This window comes from Roseateles sp. P5_B10, from assembly GCF_056400485.1.
In genome coordinates this window covers 1-514 of the sequence record NZ_JBFULE010001785.1, presented here as the reverse complement: position 1 = coordinate 514, position 514 = coordinate 1, and the positions used below count along the sequence as shown (strand labels likewise).

Genomic DNA, 514 nt, shown 5'->3' with positions numbered 1-514 from the left:
GGCCGATCAGCGATGGCTTGGCCAGCGGGACATAGGTTTCGGTGGCGATCTTCTCCAGCGGCATCTCGCCCGCGGGCAATGCGCGGGAAGCGTCGATGGCGGAACCGGCCTCGGCTGAAACGGGGGTCATGGCGTTCGATCTATGATGTCACGGGAAATCTGGCCTTAAACAGGCCGACCTCAAATAAGCTTTTCGCGCCCGAATGAAAAGGCGCGAAATGCGGCAATATTAACGGCGACAAGGATTTAGCCGGAGTTTTGGCGGCAATTACCGCCGGCAATCCTGCGCCAGACGGTCCAGCGCCTGGGCCAGACCCTTCAGCGAAAACGTGTCGGTGGTCTCTGTGCCCTTGGCGGAGACGCCCTTCACGGTCACGTCGGCCGCCTTGCGCAGGGCTTCCACCATGCGCTCTTCCTCGGCGGCATTCTTGATCCAGAGCCCGTCGCCCTGCGTGTACATCGCATAGCGCGCGCCGCCGACTTCCAGCGTGGACTCGGAGCCCGGCTTCAATTG

At 62.3% G+C, this 514-nt stretch carries 1 protein-coding gene; it reads right to left on the bottom strand.

Going from position 1 to position 514, the window contains the following annotated elements:
- Positions 1-268: 268 nt before the first annotated feature.
- Positions 269-514: invasion associated locus B family protein (locus AC1DU6_RS35905; RefSeq protein WP_477863436.1), on the bottom strand; the 246-nt coding region annotated here is incomplete at its 5' end.